Genomic DNA, 20066 nt, shown 5'->3' with positions numbered 1-20066 from the left:
ATTTATATTGTATACAATATTTTTTATTCATTTATTGTACTATCAGCAATGAAAGTAACGATCAGAAGCAAAGAAGTAATACGATGGAGTAGCCGGAATTAAAAAACAGAAGTGAAATTAGGATTAACCTATTCAGGCTGAATGAAGGGATAAAAAAGGTGGCTGCGCCACCTTTTCTTTAACTTTGTGATGCCACCCAGCGGTCAACATCATCTTCTACAATGGCCAGTGGCCTTGCGCCCTTAAGCAAAATGACATCATGGAAGGCTTTGATATCAAACTTATCACCCAGCGCCTTGCGTGCTTTATCACGCAATTCAACGAGTTTGATCATACCCAGTTTGTAACCAAGCGCCTGTCCGGGCCAAGCAATATAGCGGTCAATGGCCGATGTTACATCGCTCATTGCCGAGCCCGTTGCCTCTGCAAAGTACTCTATCGCCTGCTGACGCGTCCACTTTTTATAGTGCAGACCCGTATCAACCACCAGGCGCGCAGCGCGATAGGCTTCGGCCTGCAAGCGACCCAGGTCACCGAACGGATCGCCTTCATACATGCCCATTTCATACGCGACGAGTTCAGAATACAGAGCCCAGCCCTCGATATAACCATTAAATGAAGCGTTCTGACGCATCAGACCTATGTCTGTTTGCAGCATGTTTAGGGCAATCTGGAAGTGGTGACCAGGAACCGCCTCGTGATAGGTCAGCGTTTTCATACCAAAGCTGGGCACTGCCTTCATATCTTTGAGGTTGATGGCAAACACCCCCGGACGGCTGCCATCCAAAGAAGGGGCGCTGTAGTAGCCACCTGGTGCACCGGCTTCAACTTCTTTGGGTATACGACGCACCTCGACTTCTTGGGGTGGTAACGTCGAGAAATACTGCGGCGCTTTTTTATTGATGGTCTCAATTTCACCGCGTAAAAAGGTTAACAAGGCTTCTCTGCCTGCATCACTGTCTTCGTACAGAAAGCGAGGCTCATCGTTGAGCTGCTTCATACGATCACCCACGGTGCCTGTCGTATAGCCATTTTCGCGCAGGATCTGATCCATCCGCTCTGTGATCCGTTTTACTTCGGCAAGACCAATATCATGGATCTGCTGCGCGCTGAGGTCTGAGTCAGCCAGATACGTAATTTCATGCTGGTAGAAAGCTTCACCACCAGGTTGAGCCCAAATCCCGACTTTCTCAGGTGCTTTTTCTTGTAGTACTTCCAGATCAGCAATCACACGGCGATAAGCAGGATAAATCTGCTCATTTACCAGCGCAGTCGCCTTTGTGACAAGCTGAGTACGTTGCTCGGCAGACACCGATGTCAGCACTGACAATTTCTGCTCGAACGAAGTGACCAGCGGGTGCTTATCACTTACATGCGCAATAAAGTTATTCAGATAACCAAAGGTATTCGGAAACAATACTTTGGGTAGAATAATGCCCTTTTCAGCATCACCTGCTAACTTACCTCGGACCTGCTCTGTAAGTGTTGCAAACGCTTCCAGCCTGCTTAGGTAGTTTTGTGCATCCTGCAGGTTTTCAACGCTGTGTTGATCTTTAAGTAGGTTAGGAATATCCACCAGAGGTCCGGAAAGCTGGTTAACGATATAAGGTAGATGCCCGCCCCAAGTGTCGATATAACCACCACTAAATTGTGCGTCACCAGCATAGTAACGCGCCAGTACTTCGTTCACACGCAGGTGCAGGCGATCATCTTCGCTCATTTTGTGTGATTGTAGTTGCTTTAATTTTTCCGCGGCGTTATTCATATCGATTTGCAGTGCCTGCATACCAGATGCTGAATAGTCAGGTAACCTGTCGGCGTAACTACCGTATTGCTCTGCGGGCAACTTTAACGAAGTGGCCAGTGCAGGCTGATGATTAATAAAAGTTTGCGTATATGCATTAACTTGCTTGTCGATATCGGTACGTGACAATGATGCAGCAGTAGAGGCCGCAGCATCAGTCTGATTGACCCGGCTATCCTGAGCACAACCCGACAAAGCGATCGCTACGGCGAGCGTGAGCGCGTTCAACTTATTCATTTACAGAGCTCCAGTTTTTATTCTGCGTGTAGTGTTATGATGCTGGTATACCATATTTGTCTACAATATACAGCCGCTTGAGACCAGAGTTTAAAGCACTCACTTATTTTCAACCACTTAGCCATTTTGTTTATTCAAGATGTAGCGCTTCACCGCCTGGTTATGCTCTTTTAATGACTTTGAGAAATAGTGACTGCCATCACCTTTGGACACAAAGTAAAGATAGTCGGTCTGTGCGGGCTGAGTTGCCGCTTTAATGGCATCAAATGACGGCATTGCGATAGGCGTTGGAGGTAAGCCTTTAATTCTGTATGTATTATATGGCGTATATTCACGTAAATGACGACGCTTAATATCTCCGTCAAAGCTATCTCCCAGGCCATATATCACTGTTGGATCAGTTTGCAATCGCATTTTACGGTTTAATCGGTTTACAAAAACAGACGCAATCACTGGGCGCTCCTGTGCTTTACCCGTTTCTTTCTCAATAATGGACGCCAGGATCAATGCTTCATAGGCTGAATTGATAGGCAGATCCTGCGCTCGTTGTTGCCAGGCCAAGGTCAGCTGTGTTTGCATACGTTCACTGGCGTGTTTGAGCAAAGTAGATGCTTTATTGTAGGCATGATAATGATAGGTTTCGGGATACAGCCAGCCTTCCGGGTGAAAATCTGCGGCACCAAAAACCTCCTCTATCTCACCCCAAAAGTGCCGGGCCAGATCCGTTTCGTTCAAGTCAAAATCGATAAATGGTGCTGCTTTGAGATTTGCCAATACCTGCTTAAAGGTTTGCCCTTCTATGATTGTAAACATAAAGTCGGCCTGTGCGCCTGTGGTTAACTTTGACAGCGCGTCAAGCACACTCAGGCCTTGTAATTCGTAGACACCAGCCTTAACGTTAACCCGCTCAGGAAACATTTTCCCATACACTTGATAAGGCAGACAGCGCTCAATCCAGTGCGCTTGTTGCCAACGCTGGCAAATTGCCACAAAGGTGTCACCCCGTTTAACCTCAAAATAGCGCGTATTACTCAACAGGGGCGCATTGCTAAGCTGCGATATATACTGTGTGGCTGTCAGCATAAGAACAACCGACCCAAGCAAAAAAAATAATATCAGTTTTTTCATCATGCTTTAACAACAAGCTCCGAGGCCAATGCTTGTGCTTTACTCAGACTAAATTGCTGGTGATCTATCTGACGCACTGGCACAAGGCCCATCAGGCTGTTACATAGATAAACGGCATCAGCGGCATAGACAAAAGCTAAGTCCATCGAGGCCGTTTCTATGGGGTTGTACATTTGCAGGCTCGAGAGAAAAACGCCCTGTATACCACAATGAGACAAGTCCGGGGTATACCAGCGTTTATCTTTACAGATCAGAATATTAGCGGCTGAGCTTTCAATCACTTCGCCCTGAAGATCCATGACCAGAACATCATCAGCTTGTTTGGTGGCGGCATTTTGTTTAATCAGCACCTGCTCAAGGCGATTCAGCGTTTTTAATCCGGCTAACAGAGGTTGGTGGCCCAGACGCACATCAGATAGGGCAAGACTCACACCCTTTTCACGCCAGTTTTCATAATGGGCTGGATAAGCCGATGAAGATAATAAAGTAGTTAACTGCGGCTCATCGGGTAATCCATAGCCTCTGCCGCCCTCACCTCGGGTGATCACTACCTTAAGCACACCATCATTTATCTCCCTGGCAGCGATTTCACAATGTTCTGACAACGTATTCAGGTCAAGCACAGGAAAGTACAGTGCACTTGCACATTGCTTAAGGCGCTGTAAGTGTCCTTCCCACCTATCCAGCTTGCCTTCACACACTCGGACTGTTGTAAAAAAGCCATCACCATAATTCAATCCCCGATCCCGGCTGTTTACCTGCTGCATTACGCTTTACCACCTCTGCAATATTAGCCTAACTTTATCATATTCATGGCTGAGACAGCGTCAAAAAGGCAAAAAAAAACCCGGCACTGCCGGGCTTTTATGATTGATCAACTATCAGACTTTCTTGAATAGCAAAGAGCCATTTGTTCCGCCGAACCCAAATGAGTTACATAGCGCATAGTCCAACTTAGCATCACGTGCTGTATGTGGCACATAATCTAAGTCACACCCTTCGTCTGGATTATCCAGGTTGATAGTCGGTGTCACTTTTTGGTGCTGTAGTGACAAAATACTAATAATAGACTCAACAGAGCCTGCAGCCCCCAATAAGTGGCCCATCATTGATTTAGACGAGCTTACCATCACCTCTTTTGCAGCATCACCGAAAACAGACTTAACCGCTGAGGTTTCTGCTTTGTCACCCGCCGATGTAGACGTGCCATGAGCATTGATGTAGCCAACTTGCTGGGCATTGACACCCGCATCTTGTAAGGCATTTTCCATCGCCAATGCAGCACCAGCACCGTCTTCAGGCGGCGATGTCATGTGGTATGCATCACCACTCATGCCAAAACCAACAAGTTCAGCATAAATCTTAGCGCCACGCGCCTTAGCATGCTCATACTCTTCCAGTACAATCACACCTGCACCGTCAGCCAGCACAAAACCGTCACGATCTTTATCCCAAGGACGAGACGCAGCTTGAGGGTCATCATTACGTGTTGACAGGGCTCGGGCCGCACTAAAGCCACCCATACCAATTGGCGTTGATGCTTTCTCAGCACCACCGGCAACCATAGCATCTGCATCACCATAGGCAATCATGCGTGCCGCATGGCCAATATTATGCAAACCTGTAGTACATGCCGTAACGATAGAGATATTAGGACCTCTCAGACCGTGCATAATCGACAAATGACCCGATATCATATTGATAATGGTCGAAGGTACGTAAAATGGAGACAGTTTTCGTGGACCACTGTTAAGCAACTTAACATGGTTTTCTTCAATCAGTGTCAGGCCCCCGATCCCAGAACCCACAGCAACACCAACACGATTGGCATTGTCTTCTGTGATTTCCAATCCGGAATCTTTAAGCGCCTGTACGCCCGCCGCAATGCCGTACTGAATGAACAAGTCCATTTTCTTGGCGTCTTTCTTTGACATGAATTGAGTCTCGTCAAAATCATTGACCAGACCCGCAAATTTAGTACCGAACTGAGTAGTGTCAAAGTGTGTGATATTGCGAATACCACTTCGGCCTTCTAACAAGCCCTGCCAGGTTGACTCAACGTCATTACCTAACGGCGTCAACATACCTAAGCCAGTTACTACGACTCGACGTTTAGCCACGGTTTCCTCCAAAAGGGATTTTCGAAATGATGGGGGGTACAAAGAATCAGGGCAGCGAACGCTGCCCTAATTTAAACCGTTAATTACTCAGCGTGAGCAGTAACGTAGTCGATCGCTGCCTGAACAGTAGTGATTTTCTCAGCTTCTTCGTCAGGGATCTCAGTATCGAACTCTTCTTCAAGAGCCATTACCAGCTCAACAGTGTCAAGAGAATCAGCACCCAGATCGTCTACGAAAGACGCTTCTGATTTTACTTCTTCTTCTTTAACACCTAGTTGCTCAACGATGATTTTTTTTACGCGTTCTTGGATGTCGCTCATTCTTCTTTCCTTTATTTAAACGCTATCGCGTTAATTTCAGATTGCGGCGTAGTTTACGGCGCATCATACTGTGATTCAAGGATTGACCATGACTTTTTTTTCTGGTCAAACCTGTTACTAAATATTTTTTACTTTTATCGCCTATTTTACTAGCAATTTCAAGTAAGATTGCCGCAAGATCACAAAAACTTCAATCTCGCTGACAATTGTTACACCATGTACATAGCGCCGTTTACGTGCAAAGTTTCACCAGAAACATAGGCTCCAGCATCTGATGCGAGGTAAACTGCCGCTGCTGCGATCTCTTCTGGCTTACCAAGACGTCCTGCCGGCACGTTCGCGAGCGTTGCCGCTTTTTGCTCGTCAGTTAGCTCATCAGTCATGTCAGTTTGGATAAAACCAGGTGCGATCACATTCACAGTAATACCGCGTGATGCAACTTCACGAGCCATCGACTTCGAGAACCCAATGACACCCGCTTTAGCAGCAGCATAGTTTGTCTGACCAGCGTTACCCATAGTGCCAACTACTGAGCCAATGTTGATGATACGACCTGATTTTTTCTTCATCATAGGACGCAAAACAGCCTTAGACAAACGGAAAATTGAGCTCAGGTTGGTATCAAGAATGTCATCCCATTCTTGCTCTTTCATGCGCATCAACAGGTTATCACGGGTAATACCGGCATTGTTTACCAGCACATCTACATCACCTAGGTCTTGCTTAATCGCCTGCAGTGTTGCCTCAATTGAGTCTGCGTCGGTTACATTTAATTTGTACCCTTTACCATTGTCACCCAGATACTCAGAAATTTTATCTGCACCAGACTCACTAGTTGCTGTACCAGCTACTTTTGCACCCTGTGCTACCATCGCGTTAGCGATTGCTTTACCAATGCCTCGGCTTGCGCCCGTGACAAGTACAACTTTACCTGTCAAATCAAATAGGTTTGTCATATATAATTCCGTCATTTATTTTGCAGACGTGATTGCAGCCGCATCATTGACGGCGCTGCACGCTACAGATTTATCAATTCGCTTGGCCAGCCCAGTTAGTACTTTACCCGGACCAAATTCGTAAGCCTGTGTGATCCCCTCTTTCGCCAATTGCTGAACAGTTTCGGTCCAACGAACCGGGCTGTATAGCTGACGAACAAGTGCATCTTTAATTGCTTCACCACTTTGCTGCTGCGCAACATCAACATTATTGATGACAGGGAAAACCGGCGCGGCGAATTCAATCTCTGCCAAATCTGCTGCCAGTTGCTGTGCCGCTGGCTTCATCAACGCACAGTGAGAAGGTACACTCACAGCCAATGGTAAGGCGCGTTTAGCTCCGGCTTCTTTACAAGCTGCAGATGCTCGCTCAACCGCTTCTTTATGGCCTGCAATGACCACCTGCCCCGGTGAATTGTAATTAACCGGAGCTACCACTTGCTGTTCAGCCTGCTCTTCACAGATTGTCGCAATGGCATCATCGTCCAGGCCTATAATTGCCGCCATAGACCCTGTGCCCGCCGGCACTGCCTGTTGCATGTACAGGCCGCGTTTCTCTACCAACTTAACAGCCGTGGCCAGATCAAGCACACCTGCACATACCAACGCTGAATATTCACCCAGACTGTGGCCTGCCAATACCAGCTCAGCGTCGACCTGCTCAGTCTGCCATTGACGGAAAATCGCGACACTGGCAGTCAGCAATGCTGGCTGAGTGCGGTGTGTTTCGTTCAATTCGCTTTCAGGGCCATCTAATACCAATTTAACTAAGTCGTATCCCAGCGCAGCAGAAGCTTCTGCAAACGTATCCTGAACAACTTGGGAGGTTTCTAGTAATTCCGCCAGCATACCAACGCTCTGAGAGCCCTGGCCTGGGAATAGTAAAGCAATCTTTTGTGACATAGTGTGCTCTTTTGATTTCTATATCCTGCCGTTTCCTAAGCAACACTATTTGGATGAAACTAGGATCTGGCAGATGTCTCTTCAATCGGCGCCATTTCTTCAAAGGTCGCCTGGATCTTATCTGGAATACGTCTGTCGATCTCTCTGGCCGCTTCTTCGATAGCAGCCATAAATGCCTTCTTCGACGCATTTCCGTGACTTTTCACTACAATACCGCGCAATCCTACCAGACTTGCGCCATTATACTGGTCGGGGTTCACACGTTTATACAGTTTTTTTATGACGGGTCTAAGTAAAAACGCCAAACAACGGTAAAAAAGATGCTTTTTCAACGCTTTTGTAAACTTAAACATGATAAGTTTGGCGATCCCTTCACAGGTTTTCAACGCAACATTGCCAACGAACCCTTCACAGACAATGACGTCTGACTTGCCCGAAAATATATCACTGCCCTCACAATAACCCTGATAATTAATCACTGGACAGTCCTGCATTAATTTAGCAGCTTGTTTGATACCATCATGCCCTTTGATGTCTTCCAATCCAATGTTGAGCAAATGTACTTTGGGCCTGTCAATCTTAAGCGCTGCGCCCGCTACAATGGATCCCATAATAGAGAACTGCAATAAAGTCTCAGGATCACATTGCACATTAGCACCTAAATCTAACAAGTATACGGGTTGTTTCTTTTCTGTTGGTACGGACGTGATAAGGGCTGGCCGTTTGATGCCCGGCAGCATTTTCAATACATAATGGGCCATACTGAGCAATGCGCCTGTGTTACCCGAGCTAACGCAGGCTTGTGCTTGCCCGGCTTTTACGAGATCAAGTGCAACGCGCATAGAAGAATTGCGTTTATTTCGCAGCGCCTGAGCAGGCTCGCATGTATTGGTGACGACTTCATCGCAATGTTTAACAATTAGACGTGGATGAGACAGCGCATTGGCTTTTTCCAGTGCACTTTCAAGAACGGTACGGTTGCCACATAGCAACAGTATCAAACGGGGGTGTTTTTCTACCGCTTCGATTGCGGCGGGTATTGATGAACGGGGGCCGTAATCGCCCCCCATCATATCTAACGCTATGGTTAGATCAGCGTGCATAAAGCAATCTCTTACTTAGAAATTACTTTTTCGCCTTTGTAGTAACCGTCAGCAGTTACGTGGTGACGACGGTGAGTCTCACCAGAAACTTGATCTACAGTTAGTGTAGGACCGTTAATAGCATCGTGTGAACGACGCATGCCACGACGTGAACGTGACACTTTACTTTTTTGTACCGCCATTAGCCTATCTCCTAAGAATCTTTCTTAAGTTGTTTTAAAATTTCAAATGGATTTGGTTTGCTCTCTTGTTCTTCTATGTCACCAAAGCTAACTGGCTTATCAGAAAAAGAACAAGATCCTTCTTCATGCTTAGGAACGATGGGGATCGCCAGTATCAATTCATCTTCGACAATTTGCCGGAGATTAATTTCACCTTCTTCATCCAACTCCACAACATCATAGCACTCAGGAAGTTCGTCCGACTCTGCACCTAATCCGACTGGCGAATACGCAAAGTCTTGTTCCAAATCCAACCCTAGTTTATCGTTGCAACGTTGACACAACACTGTGACTTTGGCTTGTACGCTTCCACGCACTACAACCAAACCTTGCTGGTCTGTTTCGCAACGAATAGTTACCGCTATTTCACCTACTTGATCTTGCACAACTTGCTGCAAACGAGAAAGTTCTTCAAGCGCTATAACACCGTCATAACTGGCCCGGCGCTGTGCCGCTTTGCAAGGATCAATGGTGATGGGAATTTTCACCTTTTGCATAGGGGCTGCATCATATAGATAGTTACTGCTTTAGTCAAAGCAAAATTAAACTTTCATATTGTTTTTAGCCACGTTGCGATTATCCTATAGGAAATTTTCTCCAACGCGGTCCCGGTACTTATGAAATCACCACTAATCTTAGCCTCCAGCTCACCATTTAGGCAGCAAATTTTGGCAAAATTATGCCTGCAATTTGACAGTTTTTCGCCTGACATTGATGAATCGGCACATCCAAAAGAAACACCTGCCGAACTGGTTGCCCGATTAAGTGAAGCCAAAGCGCAAACAGCGCACCAGTATTATAGCAGTGGATTGGTGATCGGCTCAGATCAGGTCGCTCTATTTAATGACCAAATCCTTGGTAAGCCTCACACCGTCGAAAATGCCCACAAGCAGCTTCAACAATTCAGTGGTCAGGTTGTGACTTTTCTGACCGGGCTGTCTGTCTATCAGCTTGAAACACAGCGAGTCATAACGAAAGTCGTACCATTTAAAGTCCACTTTCGGACGCTAAGCGAGGCACAGATCAAACACTATGTTGCCAAAGAGCAACCACTCAATTGTGCGGGCAGTTTTAAAAGTGAAGGGCTGGGTATTTGCCTATTTGATAAACTTGAAGGAGAAGATCCCAATACCCTGATTGGTCTTCCCCTGATTGAGCTGACTAAATCACTGGCTGAGTTCGGCGTCGACGTACTCGGACAATAAAAACTCACTCAACTGCGCATAACTATGGCACAAGGCCAGTGGTGCATACTCTCTTAATTGCGCTTCACTGGCTGCACCAAATGTCACTGCGACAGCGGGTACGTTTGCATTGGTGGCAAGTTGCATATCAATGCCAGTGTCACCCACCATGATTGCATCACAGGCATTTACCGCAAGCTCGGTTAGGATCTGCTGCAACATCTCAGGGTCGGGTTTTGACTTTGCATCATCAGCTGTTTTAGTCAGGCAAAAATAGTGACCCAGGCCACTATGTGCCAACAAGTTGTTTAACCCTACCCGGCTTTTCCCGGTTGCAACTGCAAGCAAAACACCTTGTGCTTTCAAACTAGCCAACAATGCTTCGACCCCTTCAAACACGGCAATGGGTGTTGTGTCTTCCTTATATAGTCTTTTATAGCTCTTTGCTAGCTCGGCGGCTTTTTCTTTTTGTTCGGGAAACAAAGTTGCCACAGCCGTTTCGAGCGACAAGCCAATGATGGATTTGGCTGCATCATCCGAAATAGGAGGCAGTGCATGGTATTGTGCAACCTTATGTAAGGTATTCACAATTTTGGGCACAGTGTCCATTACTGTGCCATCCCAATCAAAAATGACCAATTTACGCGCCATTATTGCCTCTCAGAGTTTTCAGGCAATGCTCCAGAGCTTTGTCCAACGGTGCCTCAACGTGCAGTGTGGTTTCGTGTTTAGGGTGAATAAACCTCAGCTCCCGAGCATGCAGGAATAACCGACCCAGTCCTAATTGGCGCATTTTACTGTCAAACACCTGATCACCATACTTATCATCACAGGCAATTGGGTGGCCTTTACATTGCGTGTGCACCCGTATTTGGTGAGTACGACCCGTTACCGGTGACGCCTGGACCAGTGTTGCGCCTTCAAAACGCTCTAGCACGCGAAATCGGGTATGAGAGGCTTTGCCTTCTTCATGGTCCACACGTACCACGCGCTCGCCAGATTGCAGCGTATTTTTCCGCAGCGGTTCGGTGACATTTTTATGTTTTGCAGACCACTCTCCACAAACCAATGCCCAGTAGTTTTTTTCCATGGTTTTTTCTCTGAGCTGTTCGTGCAACCCTTTTAGAATTGCACGACGTTTTGAAATCAACAAACAACCAGAGGTATCACGGTCTAATCGATGCACCAACTCGAGATTTCTTTCATCCGGACGCAATGCACGGATGGCCTCTATTAGCCCATAGCTCAAGCCACTGCCACCATGAACCGCCATGCCGGAAGGCTTATTCATAACTATCAGATACTTATCCTCATAAAGGATGGCATCTTCCAGTCCCGCGACCTTGTCCAGGTTCTTTGGTACAAACTCGGACTTTTCCGCCACTTTAACCGGTGGAATGCGTACTTCATCATTCAGTTGTAGTTTGTAAACTGGCTTAACCCGCTTTTTGTTAACCCTGACCTCCCCTTTGCGAAGAATTTTGTAGATTGCGCTTTTCGGTACCCCTTTAAGATGGGTAAGCAAAAAGTTATCTATACGCTGACCGAGTTGGTCTTCCGTTATGGTTACAAAACTTACCTTTAAGCCGGTTTTTTCTGACATTGCCTAATCACTGAATTGAGTAATAATTTAGTTGCTATCACGCGGGTATTAGTGGGATAATCGGCCCGCCTATCTTTGCGAGCGTGCTTTTTATCGCATTGATGCCGCTGTGATGCACATCTTGGGTGGAGGATCATACAGATTAGAGCTGAGATTTCCATAGCTTTATCGACCCGACCCAGTGACAAATACGTGCGTTTAATCTTAAATGAAGCGTGTAATAGTTCATTGTATTGATTAAACACAGCTAAATAACCGAAATTAAAAGCAATAATTATTAATGTCTTGTGTAGATTAGTCGGGTTAGATTTAGACCCGTGCGACATCCGTAAGCCGAGTGAAACACTCTGTAACCCGCCACTTAAAAGCAGTGTGGCATAAGCGTTATATGCGGAAGTAAATGATTGTTCCCGTCTCCCAGTCGTGAGACTGCATTATAAAAATAGGAACACTAAACACCTGAACTAAGGTGCACAGGCAAAGTGTAAAAAATTAAGTAGAGTAAAAATATGAAACGTATGCTGATCAATGCGACGCAGCAAGAAGAAATGCGCGTTGCACTGGTTGACGGCCAGCGTCTGTACGATCTTGATATCGAAAGCCCTGGTCATGAACAAAAAAAAGCCAACATTTACAAAGGTAAAATCACTCGTATAGAACCTTCCCTAGAAGCCGCTTTTGTCGATTATGGTGCTGAGCGCCACGGTTTCCTCCCTCTTAAAGAAATTGCCAAAACATACTTCCCATCAGGCTACACCTTCAATGGTCGTCCAAACATCAAAGATGTGATCAAAGAAGGCCAGGAAGTCATTGTTCAGGTCGATAAAGAGGAACGAGGCCAGAAAGGGGCAGCACTAACGACTTTCATCAGTGTCGCTGGTAGCTACTTAGTATTGATGCCAAACAACCCACGTGCTGGCGGTATTTCTCGCCGCATCGAGGGTGATGAGCGCATCGAGCTGAAAGAAGCGCTGAGCCGCCTGAATCTACCAAAAGGTATGGGTCTAATCGTCCGTACAGCAGGTGTTGGTAAGTCTTTTGAAGAATTAGAGTATGACCTTAAAGCGCTGCTTGTGCATTGGGAAGCTATCCAAAATGCAGCAGACAGCGGTAAGGCACCTTTCTTAATTCATCAGGAAAGTAACGTTATTTTCCGTGCTATCCGAGATTACTTACGTCGCGATATCGGTGAAATACTGATTGATAAAGCACGTGTATTTGAAGAAGCGAAAGCCCATATTGAGCGTTTCAGACCTGACTTCATTAACCGCGTTAAGCTGTATCAAAATGATGTTCCGTTATTCACACACTATCAAATCGAAAGTCAGATAGAATCTGCTTTCCAGCGTGAGGTACGTCTTCCTTCAGGTGGTTCTATCGTTATCGACCCAACGGAAGCACTGACCTCTATCGATATCAACTCGTCAAAAGCAACCAAAGGCGGTGATATCGAAGAAACAGCATTAAATACCAACTTAGAAGCCGCAGACGAAATTGCCCGCCAATTACGTTTACGTGACCTGGGTGGCCTGATAGTCATCGATTTCATTGATATGACACCTCCTCGTCACCAACGTGAAGTGGAAAATCGTCTGAAAGACGCCGTACGCGCAGATCGTGCTCGAGTTCAAATCGGCAAGATTTCACGTTTCGGCTTGCTGGAAATGTCTCGTCAGCGTCTGCGCCCGTCATTAGGTGAAGCCAGCCAGCATACGTGTCCACGCTGTGATGGTCAGGGCACCATACGTTCAAACGAATCGATTGCTTTGTCCATCTTACGTTTGATCGAAGAAGAGGCCATCAAAGAGAACACCGCTCAGGTTAATGCACAAGTACCGGTAAAAGTGGGCTCTTACTTGCTTAACGAAAAGCGCCGGGCTGTTCAGCGCATCGAAAAACGCCACAACTGTGATGTAGTGATCATTCCTAACCAGCACATGGAAACGCCTCACTATGACGTTGTGCGTCTGCGCAAAGATGATGTGCCGGAAAGCGTCAGCTATGATCAGGTTGTTACACCTGAAGTTGAAGTTGTAGCCGCACCAATTGCCACACCAGTGGTTAAAGAGGAACCGGTTCTGAAAGGCGTAGCCATGCCAACAGCGCCAGCTCCAGCACCACAACCAGCGCAAGAGACAAAACAACCTCAGGCACAAAAGAAAGTGGAAGAGGAAGCGGGCCTGCTAAGCCGCATTGGCAAATGGCTGAAAGGTCTGTTTGGTACTGAGGAAGAGCAAAAAGAGGAAGAGCAGCCTAAGCAACAGCCTCGCCAACGTCAGGATAACCGCCGTCGCAATCAGCAGCGTCGTAAAAATCGCAATCGTAATGACCGCCGTAACGATGGTCGTAATGATGGCCGTAACGATGAACGCAATGACAACCGTAAGGCTGAGCAAGACAACAGCGATAATAAGGCACGTAAAGAAGATCAAAACGACAATCAGGAACGCAGCGAAGGTCGTAACAAGCGCCGTCGTCAAAACCAACGTCGTCGTAATGATTCTGATAAAGCGAAGCAAAATACAGAGCAAAGTTCTGAACAGAAGCAGGATAATGCTGAACAAGCAACGCAAGAAAAAGCGAACAAACCTCGCCGCCAACGTCGTAACCTGAAGAAAAAGGTGCGCATTGAGGGAGAATCAAAAACGACTCAAACTGCTAATGAAGTAGTTGAAGTTGAAGCTGAAACTGTAAACGATTCAACGCAAAAGCAAGTGCAACAGCCTGCTACAGAGCAAAAAGCGGAAACAGTCACAAAAGAAGTGACCCAACAAGCTGTGGAAGCTCAAGTACCTGCGTCTGATGCCCCTGCGGATGAAGAGGTCAAGCTTCCTCAGAATCAAGCTCAGGACAGCCAAAAAGGTGAAGAAACAGCGGAAGAAGACAAAGAGCAACGCGAACAGCCGCGCACTCGCTCTCGTCGCTCTCCACGTCACCTGAGAGCAGCTGGCCAGAAACGCAAACGTACTGAGAATAAAGATGCAACACCTGCATTTGTACCAGTCGCGGATCAGGCTGCTGCGGAGTTTGAAGCTGAGCTCAATGCCACAGCTGAGCAAGCAGAGGAAGCACCTGCTGCTAAGCAAGCCGTAGAAGCACCTGCTGCTGAACAAGTTGTAGAAGCGCCTGTCGCTGAACAAGTTGTAGAAGCGCCTGTCGCTGAGCAAGTTGTAGAAGCGCCTGCCGCCGAGCAAGTTGTAGAAGCGCCTGCCGCCGAGCAAGTTGTAGAAGCGCCTGCCGCCGAGCAAGTTGTTGAAGCACCTGCTGCTGAGCAAGTCGTTGAAGCGCCTGCTGCTGAGCAAGTTGTTGAAGCGCCTGCCGCTGAGCAAGTTGTTGAAGCGCCTGCCACTGAGCAAGCCGTTGAAGCGCCTGCTACTGAGCAAGTAGAAGAAACACCTGCTACTGAGCAAGTAGAAGAAACACCTGCTACTGAGCAAGTAGAAGAAACACCTTCTACTGAGCAAGTTGTTGAAGCGCCTGCCGCTGAGCAAGTAGAAGAAACACCTGCCGCTGAGCAAGTTGTTGAAGCGCCTGCCACTGAGCAAGCCGTTGAAGCACCTGCTGCTGAGCAAGTAGAAGAAACACCTGCCGCTAAGCAAGTTGTTGAAGCGCCTGCCGCCGAGCAAGTCGTTGAGACACCTGCCGCAGAGCAAGTTGTTGAAGCGCCTGCTTCTGAGCAAGTGGTCGAAGCGCCTGCTGCTAAACAAGTTGCAGAGGCAGCTGTTGAAACCACTCCACTAGTAAAGGCCACTGAATCAGCGGTATCGGTCCGTGTGCGTTATCAGCATGTTGCTGAAGCACCAATGACAAAAGCCGCTGCTGATGAAAGCGCTGATATCGCCATTACCGTCCTGGCAATGCCAGACTCCATGCGCGAGAAAGTAAGCGACAGTGGTCAGGGCTCCGGCTCTAAGTCTCCGACAGCAAGAGCAAGCTCGGCCATGGCGTCACCAGCCAGCTACGAATAGGTTTTGAATTAAACCTTTTAAAAGGGCCGCATATGCGGCCCTTTTTGATCCTCCTTGTTCTTATGTTCTAAGCAAGCCAGAATAACTAATCCCAATTTGCTTAATTAAGTGTTCTATTTTGGGGTGAGAAAATAGGCTCAATAACACCACTCTCGCGTCCTGCTATCGCTGAGGCACCGGTCTGCTTTGAAGGCAAAAAGTTTTACAGGCTCTCATTGTGAGACATCCATCATATTTAAATGGCAGCTTTAAGCCCGGATTTGATTAGACACTAAGCATGATACCTACTTGAAAGGATAATGGTTTCAGTGCGATAATTGTGAGGCTCTACGCAAAGTAAGCTCTTGACCAAGCCCCTCTGTGACCAATTCCACTGTGAAAGCAGCGTAGAAATAAAACGGCCGCTCCTCTCAGCCTGAGCCCGCTTCAGGTCAAACAAAATAAAAAGCGTTTGAAGAGATACAAAAATAAAGGTTAGTTCAGGAAATTGTCCAGACGAATCCCTTTGAATTAGATACCTACGGGACCGCATAGGAAAGCGCAAGGAGCAAGAAATGGCCTATATGTAGAAGAAAAACAGAATGGTCATACCAGTGCCATTCGCACTGGCAAACCAGTATCGTGATTAGATATACAACTTTTCAGTCGCCAGTACTTTTTTCAGATATCTACGTGTCTCATTGTAAGGCAGGCCTTGCTGCAGTGCTTCCAGGACACGCTCAGGTGACAATGAGTTAATCACTCGCGCAGCGCGCTTAATGTTTCGAGAACCGTCAGCATTAAACACACTGGCGACATTACCGGCGCCCGTATTATACGCCGCTATCATACAGTACTTACGACTTAGTGGATCCTTTATCGCGCTGAGATAGCGATCGTTGAGAAGGTGTAAATACGCCGTGCCTGCCTCAATATTGTTATCAACTACATACAGGTATGGCGGGCTCATTGGCTCATCCAGCTCATAGAGGAATCGATTTACATCAACGCCTGCACTAGTTGGCACGATCTGCATTAAACCAAATGCAGGAATGTGTGATTTGGCAAGCGGGTTAAAGTGACTCTCTGTATGCATTACCGCCAACACCAGACTGGTATCAATCTCGAAGCGTTCACTTTGCTTTGCAATTTGACCTTGATACTCAGAGGCACGCTTATGTGCCAGACCATCTTTCGGCATTTTGATCCGTACCTGAGTGATCTGCTGCGGTTCGGTTTTAGAAATTTGTCTGACAGATTTAGTCAGGTTTTTGATGCGCTTGGTTGCCAGCTCATCCAACTCCGCTTTCTTTGTTTCTAACTGCTTATTTGCAGCTTCAACTAATTGCGGTTCAGACTGCAACGCCAGCGCTTCATCGGCCTGCTGCTCTGCCAGTTTTTTCTGTTCCTGTGTTTGTTGCTTGATCTGAGCTTTTGCGGCAATAATGGATTTGACACGAAGTCCATTATCTATCGCAACTTGCTCTCGTTCACTGACACCATCTGCTAATGATTCACCACTCAGAAAAGACTGAAACAACGCTCGTTCAGACTGCCTAAACCTTTCGATAGCCTGTGAAATCTGTTGATCAGAGACGTGTGTTCCTGCGTGGTGCCGCACACTGAGGACTAACTCGTTATTCTGGAAGTCGACTTCCAGGCGTTCCCGGTTATCGTCTGAGTAGCCAACAAACTGGCTTTGGTCAGACACCTTCGCCTCACCCCATTGTTGGATCAGTTGATCTCGAAACGCATCAAATTCTTCAAAATGCGCCTCAACATAGTCATTAAATTCTTGTAAATGTTGCGCCTTGTAGCGCTCAAATTCCGTTTGCTCCTGGGCGCTGCTGTCATAGGTTTGCATTGCCGCTTCCAGTTCACTAAACAAACCGGACGTACTGGCAACCGCTGCGGCGGCGGCAAACTGAGATGCAATCGTCAATGCAAGTATGGTTTTCACAGCCCACTCCTATCAATGAAAAGCGCACCTTTTTAGGTGCGCATACAATTAATTGGTTAATCTGGCGATTTCTTTTTCCAGATCTTTTTCAGCCTTAAATGCTTTGAATTCCTGATACAAGAATTGCTCATCTTGAGGGTTAATTTGCTTTTTACTTTCTTTTACCAAGTCTTTGAACAAGGATTTTGTTAATGCCGGTGATAATGTGGTCAGGGCGCAGAAATAGTCTTTACCACCAATCTCAACGACATCAGCTTTAATTACGCGAGAGCCATTAAGCGTTTGCTTTGTTAGCTGCTTTGATACCGAGCTAAACGTCGCACCAACCGTTGTTTCTTCATTCGCATCAGTACGGTTTGAAAAAGTCTTATCCAACCCTTCGATGCGCGTTTCAATTTGCTGTGCCAGCGCTAACCTTGCATTAGCGACAGCCATTTTCTGGTCAATTGAGATGTTACCAGAAAACTTCACACAATCCGCAGCAGCGATGCCATTTTCAACAGCTGGGTTTAATACCCAATCTGGTATATTAATCTTCGACTCAGAGGCAGTTTTTTCTCCAGTCGAGCTACAGGCTGTTAACATCCCTGCTACGAGCATAGTAGTAATAAGCGGTTTGATCTTCATGATATTGTCCTTCGAGCTATTGATTGCTAAGCGATGATTTAAATTTAACAAAAGCCTGATTGCTTTACAGTAATAAATTGTAAGAACGATTTCTTACAATATTCAGCTTCAAAAAAAGCAAAATAATCTTTAAGTTAGTGCAAATATATCCAACTTCTTTGGTATAGTCACCGTAAACTTTATTACAAGCAAAGGAAGCGTAATGCTATCTCTATTCAACACTTTGCATTATCGAGCTTGGTTAACAGTGGCCCTGATTGTGGTTCTGACTGGATGCAATACAACACCCGCCAACAAAAATGCAATTTTACTTGCTCAACAAGGTCAGTTTGAACAAGCCAAATCGGCGATAGAAACAACCTACTCAGCGTCAGGTAAAAACAAATTACTGCGATATCTTGAACTAGGCACATTGTATCACCTCGAGCAAAAGTACAAGCTGAGCAATGATAACCTTGACCAGGCAAAAGCCATTATTGAAGAGCAATATACTATTAGTGTTTCAGAGCAAGCGCTGGCGTTGCTCAGTGGCCCAACTTACACCACGTTCTCAGGTAAAGAGTTTCATCGCCCCCTGATTAATGTATTCAAAGCACTCAACTATAACGCGCTTGCAAACCAAAACCCTGCTCAAAGACAGTACTACCTGGATGCTGCCCTGGTTGAAATGCGCCAGCTCGATACCTACTTGTCGACACTCACCGACGAAACAGGTGGCTATGATGGTAAACCAACTGGTGACGGACTCACCGACCGCGTTATGCGTATTTTACAACCGCTGCTGGCTCCTAATGACCTGTTGAAAAACGTCGACTACAAAGATGATGCATTTGCCCACTATATCAGTGGCATTCTGTATGAAAGCAGCAATGAACTAGATGCAGCCCGTATCCAGTATCAAAGAGCCGCATCCGCATTTGAACAAGGCTTTGCTAAACAATACGATTTAGACAGCACCGTAACAAAGCAAGCTTATGCTGATTTGGCTCGAGTCATGCGTAAAGCAGGTGGATATGGCAATGAACTTCGCGCGCTTGAAAAAAAATGGGGTAATAGCATTCGCGAAACGAAACAATCAAGCCCTCTTCTTACCGTCGTTCAAAATGCTGGGATTGGTCCACAACGCAAAGAATTTAATTTATTACTGAAAGCCGATCATGATGCCAAAGCGCTCGTTGTGACCCCTATTCTCTGGGGCACGTCTTCGGAGCGAAAAGCACAAATGTGGTGGTTCCAGATGCTATATGCCGATACCAGCCTATTCGACATGATGCAGAATTATGCCACCGGTGATCTGGGGGATGTAGCAATGGGTGCATTAACTAAGCGTTTACCATTGGGCGATTCACTGTGGCAAAGTGCCAAGGCTGCCGGACTGATTGATGCGCTTGAACACGGTAGTCGCATAGCGGTGACTTATCTGGAGCCGTTCGAACATAAAATAGAAAAAACGGAACTGTGGCTTGATGGCCAAAAAGTCTCGGAGCTGGATAACTATCACTCTGTCAGCCTGCTGACTTTACAAAGCGCACTTAAAAATGCCAATAGAGAAATGCAGATCGCACTTACTCGAGAAGTTGTAAAAGCGATGACAGCGCACAAAGCAATTCAAAGCACCGGTCTTCAGGCATTTGATGGCTTCGCCAAGTTAGCAACCAGTGTTGTCAACGCGGTCACCGCTAGTGCAGACCTGCGTCAATGGCAGTCGCTTCCGTCTCATATAAAACTCGCACAAGTGCCTGTCAATCAAGGCATAGTCAATATTACGCTCAAGACTAAACTGCGCTCAGGCAGAGTCATAGAGCAATCTGACACATTAGAAATAAATGAAAATATGACGCTGTGGCATACTCGCACTTTCATTGACAGTGCCAAATCCACAGCACCATCCACTCTGTTTACAATGGAATAATT

General features: G+C 46.5%; 17 protein-coding genes. 3 read left to right on the top strand and 14 right to left on the bottom strand.

Features of this window, described 5'->3' with window-relative positions:
* Positions 1-178 precede the first annotated feature (178 nt).
* The 10 genes from MHN31_RS11855 to yceD form a co-directional block, all read right to left on the bottom strand.
* Positions 179-2041, bottom strand: a complete 1863-nt coding sequence (locus MHN31_RS11855) for a DUF885 domain-containing protein (RefSeq protein ID WP_239444331.1) — start codon at positions 2039-2041, stop codon at positions 179-181.
* A gap of 117 nt (positions 2042-2158) precedes the next feature.
* The gene (gene mltG, locus MHN31_RS11850) at positions 2159-3169 is read right to left on the bottom strand and encodes an endolytic transglycosylase MltG (RefSeq protein WP_125561925.1); all 1011 of its coding nucleotides are present in this window, start codon (positions 3167-3169) and stop codon (positions 2159-2161) included.
* Positions 3169-3936, bottom strand: a complete 768-nt coding sequence (pabC, locus tag MHN31_RS11845; RefSeq protein WP_239444330.1) for an aminodeoxychorismate lyase — start codon at positions 3934-3936, stop codon at positions 3169-3171. The genes mltG and pabC overlap by 1 nt, the downstream gene beginning before the upstream one ends.
* 114 nt (positions 3937-4050) lie before the next feature.
* Entirely contained in the window at positions 4051-5289 is a 1239-nt protein-coding gene (gene fabF / locus MHN31_RS11840; RefSeq protein ID WP_138537717.1) for a beta-ketoacyl-ACP synthase II, read from the bottom strand.
* An 83-nt stretch (positions 5290-5372) separates the two neighbouring features.
* Positions 5373-5609: an acyl carrier protein gene (gene acpP / locus MHN31_RS11835; protein WP_010374019.1), complete on the bottom strand. Its 237-nt coding sequence runs from the start codon at positions 5607-5609 to the stop codon at positions 5373-5375.
* A 209-nt stretch (positions 5610-5818) separates the two neighbouring features.
* A complete protein-coding gene (fabG, locus tag MHN31_RS11830; protein ID WP_125561862.1) occupies positions 5819-6565 on the bottom strand; it encodes a 3-oxoacyl-ACP reductase FabG in 747 nt (248 codons plus the stop codon).
* A 15-nt stretch (positions 6566-6580) separates the two neighbouring features.
* Complete coding sequence (gene fabD, locus MHN31_RS11825) at positions 6581-7507, bottom strand: ACP S-malonyltransferase (RefSeq protein WP_239444329.1); 927 nt, start codon at positions 7505-7507, stop codon at positions 6581-6583.
* A 59-nt stretch (positions 7508-7566) separates the two neighbouring features.
* The gene (plsX, locus tag MHN31_RS11820; RefSeq protein ID WP_125561866.1) at positions 7567-8610 is read right to left on the bottom strand and encodes a phosphate acyltransferase PlsX; all 1044 of its coding nucleotides are present in this window, start codon (positions 8608-8610) and stop codon (positions 7567-7569) included.
* 11 nt (positions 8611-8621) lie between these two features.
* Positions 8622-8792 (bottom strand): 50S ribosomal protein L32, encoded by a 171-nt coding sequence (gene rpmF / locus MHN31_RS11815; protein WP_010382129.1) that lies wholly within the window; start codon positions 8790-8792, stop codon positions 8622-8624.
* A gap of 11 nt (positions 8793-8803) precedes the next feature.
* On the bottom strand, positions 8804-9328 hold the full coding sequence (yceD, locus tag MHN31_RS11810; RefSeq protein WP_125561868.1) for a 23S rRNA accumulation protein YceD: 525 nt from the start codon (positions 9326-9328) through the stop codon (positions 8804-8806).
* Between the two features lie 120 nt (positions 9329-9448).
* Between yceD and MHN31_RS11805 the strand changes: the two genes are divergently transcribed.
* Positions 9449-10036 (top strand): nucleoside triphosphate pyrophosphatase, encoded by a 588-nt coding sequence (locus MHN31_RS11805; protein ID WP_125561870.1) that lies wholly within the window; start codon positions 9449-9451, stop codon positions 10034-10036.
* On the opposite strand, the gene MHN31_RS11800 is transcribed toward MHN31_RS11805, so the two are convergent.
* Entirely contained in the window at positions 9998-10666 is a 669-nt protein-coding gene (locus MHN31_RS11800) for an HAD-IA family hydrolase (protein ID WP_125561872.1), read from the bottom strand. The genes MHN31_RS11805 and MHN31_RS11800 overlap by 39 nt on opposite strands.
* Positions 10656-11618: a 23S rRNA pseudouridine(955/2504/2580) synthase RluC gene (gene rluC / locus MHN31_RS11795; protein WP_125561874.1), complete on the bottom strand. Its 963-nt coding sequence runs from the start codon at positions 11616-11618 to the stop codon at positions 10656-10658. The genes MHN31_RS11800 and rluC overlap by 11 nt, the downstream gene beginning before the upstream one ends.
* A 509-nt stretch (positions 11619-12127) precedes the next feature.
* Between rluC and rne the strand changes: the two genes are divergently transcribed.
* Positions 12128-15586, top strand: a complete 3459-nt coding sequence (gene rne / locus MHN31_RS11790; protein ID WP_239444328.1) for a ribonuclease E — start codon at positions 12128-12130, stop codon at positions 15584-15586.
* 625 nt (positions 15587-16211) lie between these two features.
* Here rne and MHN31_RS11785 read toward each other — a convergent pair.
* Both MHN31_RS11785 and MHN31_RS11780 read right to left on the bottom strand, forming a co-directional pair.
* Positions 16212-17525, bottom strand: coding sequence for a transglycosylase SLT domain-containing protein (locus MHN31_RS11785; RefSeq protein ID WP_125561878.1), 1314 nt, complete (start codon positions 17523-17525; stop codon positions 16212-16214).
* Positions 17526-17573: 48 nt separating this feature from the next.
* Entirely contained in the window at positions 17574-18152 is a 579-nt protein-coding gene (locus MHN31_RS11780; protein WP_046005920.1) for an LPP20 family lipoprotein, read from the bottom strand.
* Positions 18153-18354: 202 nt separating this feature from the next.
* Between MHN31_RS11780 and MHN31_RS11775 the strand changes: the two genes are divergently transcribed.
* The gene (locus tag MHN31_RS11775) at positions 18355-20064 is read left to right on the top strand and encodes a hypothetical protein (RefSeq protein ID WP_125561880.1); all 1710 of its coding nucleotides are present in this window, start codon (positions 18355-18357) and stop codon (positions 20062-20064) included.
* Positions 20065-20066 lie beyond the last annotated feature (2 nt).

This window comes from Pseudoalteromonas sp. McH1-42, from assembly GCF_022347845.1.
GTDB classification, from domain to species: domain Bacteria; phylum Pseudomonadota; class Gammaproteobacteria; order Enterobacterales; family Alteromonadaceae; genus Pseudoalteromonas; species Pseudoalteromonas rubra_D.
Note: the sequence above shows the minus strand (reverse complement) of the source record. Positions and strands in the feature narration are given on the sequence as shown.